This window comes from Bacteroides sp. CAG:633 (assembly GCF_000435115.1).
In the GTDB taxonomy this organism is placed as follows: Bacteria; Bacteroidota; Bacteroidia; order Bacteroidales; family Bacteroidaceae; genus Bacteroides; species Bacteroides ndongoniae.
In genome coordinates this window covers 1-6406 of sequence record NZ_FR882960.1, presented here as the reverse complement: position 1 = coordinate 6406, position 6406 = coordinate 1, and the positions used below count along the sequence as shown (strand labels likewise).

Genomic DNA, 6406 nt, shown 5'->3' with positions numbered 1-6406 from the left:
GATTGTTTCTTCGGAGCTCTTGTCTTAAGACCCTTAGCATACAATCCCTTACGAGATCTCGGATGTCCTCCTGAAGCACGTCCTTCACCACCACCCATCGGGTGATCAACCGGGTTCATAACAACACCACGGTTGTGCGGACGACGTCCTAACCAACGAGAGCGTCCTGCCTTACCAGAACTTTCCAGTCCGTGATCTGAATTACCAACGCTACCTACTGTAGCCTTACAAGTGCAAAGGATCTGACGAACCTCGCCTGAAGGCAACTTGATAACGCAGTACTTACCTTCTCTTGAAGTCAACTGAGCAAAATTACCAGCCGAACGAACCAAAGCAGCACCTTGTCCGGGGCGTAATTCGATATTGTGAATTACAGTACCTACCGGAATATTTTGAAGAGGGAGTGCGTTTCCGATCTCCGGAGCCGCATCCGCACCTGACATCAAAGTCGCGCCAACTTGCAATCCATTGGGAGCAATAATATATCTTTTTTCACCATCTGCATAAAACAACAGAGCGATACGAGCCGAACGGTTCGGATCGTATTCAATTGTTTTAACCACTGCAGGTACACCGTCTTTATTTCTCTTGAAGTCAATGATACGAATTACCTTCTTATGACCACCGCCGATGTAGCGCATAGTCATCTTACCTTCGTTGTTACGACCACCTGAAGATTTCTTACCAAATACAAGAGACTTTTCTGGTACTCGTGCAGTAATTTCTTCGAAAGTACCAATAATTTTATGTCTTTGCCCCGGTGTTGTGGGCTTAAATTTACGTACTGCCATTTCTATTAAATATTGCTATAAAAATCAATAGTATCTCCTTCTTTCAACGTAACGATGGCTTTCTTAAAAGCGCTCTTACGACCATTGATGATACCTGCACGTGTGTAACGGCTCTTGTTCTTACCGTCATAGCGCATTGTGTTTACATCAACTACTGTAACGTTATAAAGGGCCTCAATTTCTTTCTTAATTTCCAGTTTATTAGCTTCAGGACGCACGACAAAGCCGAAACGATTGTTCGCCTTATCAGTAATTGCAGTCATTTTTTCTGTCACTAACGGTTTAATAATAATTCCCATTATCTAAGCCTCCTTTTTACATTAAGATATTGTCAATAGCAGAAAGTGCGCTTTCAGTAAGCACAAGAACTCCAGCGTCCAATACTCTATAAGTATTCAACCCGGAGATAGTCTGCACGTTAGCACCCTTCACGTTACGAGCTGACAAATATACATTTTTATTTGCTTCCGGTAAAACTAAAAGCAGCTTTTTATCAGAAACTTTAAGATTTTTTGTCATTGCAACAAAATCTTTAGTCTTTGGAGCCTCAAAAGCGAAGTCTTCAACCACAACAATGGCGTTTTCTTTTGCTTTATAAGACAAAGCTGATTTACGAGCCAAAGCTTTTACTTTCTTATTCAGTTTGAAGTAGTAATCTCTCGGTTTCGGACCAAATACGCGTCCACCACCAACAAGTACCGGCGAATTCATGTCACCACGACGTGCACCGCCACCACCTTTTTGACGACCGATTTTACGAGTAGAACCACTGATCTCACTTCTTTCTTTCGATTTGTGAGTGCCCTGACGCTGGTTTGCCATAAACTGTTTAACGTCCAAGTAGATAGCGTGGTCGTTGGGCTCAATTCCGAAGATAGACTCGTTTAACGTAATCTTTCTCCCAGTGTCTTCACCTTTAATGTTATATACGTTAACTTCCATTATTTCTCAATTATTACGATTGAACCTTTGCAACCAGGAACAGAACCTTTCACCAAAAGAAGATTGTGTTCCGCGATTACTTTTAATACTTGCAGGTTTTGAACAGTTACTCTGTCGCCACCAAGCTGTCCGCCCATGCGCATTCCTTTGAATACTTTTGCAGGATACGAACAAGCACCGATAGAACCCGGTTTACGAGCGCGGTTATGCTGACCGTGAGTAGTCTGACCTACACCACCAAAGCCGTGACGCTTAACAACGCCTTGGAAACCCTTACCTTTAGAAGTACCTACTACGTCTACAAAATCGGCATCGTTGAACAGTTCTACAGTTACAGTATCACCCAGATTCAACTCTGTCGCAAATTCTTTGAACTCAGCCAAGTGTTTCTTGGGTGTTACTCCAGCCTTCTTAAAATGGCCCATCAAAGGTTTTGTAGTATGCTTCTCTTTCTTATCCTGGAAGCCCAGCTGAACAGCTGCATAGCCGTCCTTTTCTACAGTCTTCACTTGAGTAACAACACAAGGACCTGCTTCGATAACAGTGCATGGCACGTTTTTGCCCTCGGCACTGAAAACGGATGTCATTCCGATTTTTTTTCCTAATAATCCTGGCATTTCTCTAAATTTTTAATACTTAACTTACACTTTGATTTCTACTTCCACACCGCTCGGCAACTCCAGCTTCATCAGAGCATCTACTGTCTTAGCTGTTGAGCTATAGATGTCGATCAATCTCTTATAAGAAGAGAGTTCGAATTGTTCACGAGACTTTTTGTTTACGAAAGTCGAACGGTTTACAGTAAAGATGCGCTTGTGAGTAGGCAGAGGTATAGGACCGCTGACGATAGCACCTGTAGTCTTTACTGTTCTTACAATCTTTTCAGCTGACTTGTCAACCAAGTTGTGGTCGTAAGATTTCAGTTTGATTCTAATTTTTTGACTCATTACTTTTATTATTAAAATTATTATTCTAAAGAGAGTCCGCAGGTTAAGAGTCATTCGCTAACCTGCGGTACTCTGATTGTATTCTGTTGATTAAATCAGGTCAACACGTCCCTTCACTTCTTCCAATACTGCCTTGGCAATAGAAGTAGATACTTGTGCGTGATGATCGTAAGTCATAGAAGAAGTAGCACGACCAGAAGTAATGGTACGCAATGCTGTTACATAACCGAACATTTCAGCCAGCGGAACCATAGCCTTCACGATGCGGGCACCTGAGCGGCTTGACTCCATACCTTCTACCTGACCACGACGTTTGTTCAAGTCACCGATCACGTCACCCATGTTCTCTTCCGGAGTAACAACTTCCAGCTTCATGATAGGCTCCATCAGCACAGGACCGGCCTTAGAACAAGCATTCTTATAGGCCTGGATTGCACAGATTTCGAATGACAGCTGGTCAGAGTCTACCGGGTGGAAAGAACCATCGAGCAAAGTAACCTTCAAGCTATCCATCGGGAAGCCGGCCAATACACCGTTCTTCATAGCTGTCTGGAAGCCCTTCTGTACAGAAGGAATAAATTCCTTAGGAATGTTACCACCAGTTACTTCGTTGATGAACTGCAGACCGCCTTCTTTGTAGTCCTCATCGATCGGACCAACGTTAACGATGATATCAGCGAACTTACCACGACCACCAGACTGTTTCTTGTAAACCTCACGGAGGTTAACAGTCTTCGTGATAGCCTCTTTATAGTTAACCTGAGGCTTACCTTGGTTACATTCAACCTTGAACTCACGTTTCAGACGGTCGATAATGATATCCAAGTGAAGCTCACCCATACCAGAGATAACTGTCTGACCAGTCTGCTCGTCGGTACGAACGGTGAATGTCGGGTCTTCTTCGGCCAGCTTAGCCAGACCGTTAGACAACTTATCCATATCCTTCTGAGTCTTAGGCTCAACTGCGATACCGATAACCGGATCGGGGAAGTCCATAGACTCCAATACGATAGGAGCATCTTCGTCGCACAAGGTATCACCAGTACGGATATCCTTGAAACCAACACCTGCACCGATATCACCGGCAGATACTACTTCTACAGGGTTCTGCTTGTTAGAGTGCATCTGGAACAGACGAGATACACGCTCCTTCTTGCCCGAACGGCTGTTGTAGATATAAGAACCGGCTTCAACCTTACCAGAGTAAACACGGAAGAATGTCAGACGACCTACATAGGGGTCAGTAGCGATCTTAAATGCCAAAGCTGCAGTCTTTTCGTCTTCATCAGGCTTACGGTCTTCCTCTTCACCAGTCGAAGGATTAGTACCTACGATGTTAGGAGTATCCAGCGGAGAAGGCAAGAAAGCACATACATAGTCGAGCAGTGTCTGAACGCCCTTATTCTTGAAAGAAGAACCGCAAAGCATCGGTACGATATCCATCTTCAAGGTTGCAGCACGCAATCCGCGGAGGATTTCTTCTTCAGTGATAGTAGAAGGATCATCAAAGAACTTCTCCATCAAAGCGTCGTCATATTCAGCTACCTTTTCCAGCATCTTTTCACGCCACTCTTCAGCTTCGGCCTGCAAGTTGGCAGGAATTTCCTCAACGTCATAGTCAGCGCCCATGGTTTCATCGTGCCACAGGATAGCTTTCATTTTGATCAAGTCAACGACACCCTTGAAGTTTTCTTCTGCACCGATAGGAATTACAACCGGACAGGGATTAGCACCCAAAACGTCCTTCATCTGACGAACTACTTCAAAGAAGTCGGCGCCCGAACGGTCCATTTTGTTTACATATCCGATACGGGGAACATTGTACTTGTCAGCCTGACGCCATACAGTTTCAGACTGCGGCTCAACACCACCTACTGCACAGTAAGCAGCAACAGCACCGTCAAGTACACGCAATGAGCGCTCTACTTCGGCAGTAAAGTCAACGTGTCCCGGAGTGTCAATCAGATTGATTTTATATGTATTGCCTGCATATTTCCAACGAGTAGTTGTAGCAGCAGAAGTAATAGTAATACCACGCTCCTGTTCCTGTTCCATCCAGTCCATTGTTGCAGCACCATCGTGCACCTCACCGATTTTGTGAGTCAGACCTGTGTAGAACAAGATACGTTCTGAGGTTGTTGTCTTACCGGCATCGATGTGAGCCATGATACCGATGTTACGAGTCAAATGTAAATCACGCTTTGCCATTTTCTAAATCTTTAAGTTTTTAATTATTAATAGGTACCACTATAACATTAGAAACGGAAATGAGCGAATGCACGGTTAGCCTCAGCCATTCTGTGCATATCTTCTTTACGTTTGAAGGCACCTCCTTGTTCGTTGAAAGCGTCCATGATTTCGGCAGCCAGCTTGTCAGCCATTGACTTACCACCACGCTTGCGAGCAAAGATAATTAAATTCTTCATTGAAATAGACTCCTTACGGTCGGGGCGGATTTCGGTCGGAACCTGGAAAGTAGCACCACCTACACGGCGAGATTTTACTTCAACTTGAGGAGTTACGTTGTCCAAAGCTTTTTTCCAAATCTCAAGAGCAGATTTTTCTTCGTTCTGCATCTTGTTCTTCACTGTTTCCAGAGCTGCATAGAAGATTTCGTAAGATGTATTCTTCTTGCCGTCGTACATCAGGTGGTTAACGAACTTGGAAACTTTCACATCATTAAAAACGGGATCCGGAAGGATGACACGTTTTTTCGGTTTTGCTTTTCTCATTTGTCTGAAAGAATAATGTTTTTCGTTCTTGGTTGTTTACTTCTGTCTTCTTCAACTCTCCCTCCGGAGAATTTACTCAACCTTTAGCATCTCCAACAAACTAAAACGTAAGTTATTACTTTAATTGTTAATGTTCTGAGCTCTTAGTCCACCTAATTATTTTTTCTTAGCGGGAGCTGCCTGTCCTGGTTTCGGGCGCTTTGCACCATACTTAGAGCGACGTTGTGTACGACCGGCTACACCTGCAGTATCCAAAGTACCACGAACGATGTGATAACGTACACCCGGAAGGTCCTTTACACGACCACCACGTACCAGTACGATAGAGTGTTCCTGCAAGTTGTGTCCTTCGCCCGGAATGTAAGAGTTCACCTCTTTACCATTGGTCAAACGCACACGAGCTACTTTACGCATAGCTGAATTCGGTTTCTTCGGAGTGGTTGTATACACTCTCACGCAAACGCCACGTCTTTGAGGACATGAATCCAAGGCAGGTGACTTACTTTTGTCAACCAGCACCTGGCGTCCTTTTCTTACTAATTGCTGAATTGTAGGCATTTTAATTGTTTTTAGTTATATATTATTGTTATATTAATTCAGAAACTATACACTTTTGGGCTGCAAAGATACTAATAACTTTTGAATAATCAATGCACTACGTACAATTATTTATTTTTAACGTATTATTTTTCACGGCCATTACACATTTCACATCCATCACACAAACCTCCCAATCAAACACCCGGCAATGTTGCAACCAAAGTCACGGACGGCAAACCTGCGGCGAAGACAACCGAACATTGCACACTCCTCAACTGTTATTTGAGAAGAAACGGCACCCGGAAGTGCCGTCTGGCAGATACCGGCGAAGACACCGTTCGGCCACCTGCCATTTATGTAACAAACCCTAAAAACAAAAGCGTATGAATATAAAAAGAATCATCGCCCGCGAAATACTCGACTCGCGCGGCAACCCGACAGTAGAAGTAGACGT

General features: G+C 43.9%; 8 protein-coding genes. All 8 read right to left on the bottom strand.

From position 1 onward, the window contains the following. A partial coding sequence (rplB, locus tag QVP67_RS00980; protein ID WP_288179762.1) for a 50S ribosomal protein L2 occupies positions 1 to 791 on the bottom strand: 791 nt, incomplete at its 3' end. A 5-nt stretch (positions 792 to 796) separates the two neighbouring features. Next, positions 797 to 1090: a 50S ribosomal protein L23 gene (rplW, locus tag QVP67_RS00975; RefSeq protein ID WP_022161693.1), complete on the bottom strand. Its 294-nt coding sequence runs from the start codon at positions 1088 to 1090 to the stop codon at positions 797 to 799. Positions 1091 to 1106: 16 nt separating this feature from the next. Then, on the bottom strand, positions 1107 to 1733 hold the full coding sequence (gene rplD / locus QVP67_RS00970) for a 50S ribosomal protein L4 (RefSeq protein ID WP_022161692.1): 627 nt from the start codon (positions 1731 to 1733) through the stop codon (positions 1107 to 1109). Then, on the bottom strand, positions 1733 to 2350 hold the full coding sequence (gene rplC, locus QVP67_RS00965) for a 50S ribosomal protein L3 (protein WP_022161691.1): 618 nt from the start codon (positions 2348 to 2350) through the stop codon (positions 1733 to 1735). Before rplC ends, rplD begins: the two co-directional genes overlap by 1 nt. A gap of 24 nt (positions 2351 to 2374) precedes the next feature. Beyond that, positions 2375 to 2680: a 30S ribosomal protein S10 gene (gene rpsJ, locus QVP67_RS00960; protein ID WP_004291244.1), complete on the bottom strand. Its 306-nt coding sequence runs from the start codon at positions 2678 to 2680 to the stop codon at positions 2375 to 2377. A gap of 90 nt (positions 2681 to 2770) precedes the next feature. Continuing rightward, positions 2771 to 4888 (bottom strand): elongation factor G, encoded by a 2118-nt coding sequence (gene fusA / locus QVP67_RS00955; RefSeq protein WP_022161690.1) that lies wholly within the window; start codon positions 4886 to 4888, stop codon positions 2771 to 2773. Between the two features lie 47 nt (positions 4889 to 4935). Beyond that, the gene (rpsG, locus tag QVP67_RS00950; protein WP_022161689.1) at positions 4936 to 5412 is read right to left on the bottom strand and encodes a 30S ribosomal protein S7; all 477 of its coding nucleotides are present in this window, start codon (positions 5410 to 5412) and stop codon (positions 4936 to 4938) included. 156 nt (positions 5413 to 5568) lie between these two features. Next, positions 5569 to 5970, bottom strand: coding sequence for a 30S ribosomal protein S12 (rpsL, locus tag QVP67_RS00945; RefSeq protein ID WP_021846443.1), 402 nt, complete (start codon positions 5968 to 5970; stop codon positions 5569 to 5571). Positions 5971 to 6406: the final 436 nt, after the last annotated feature.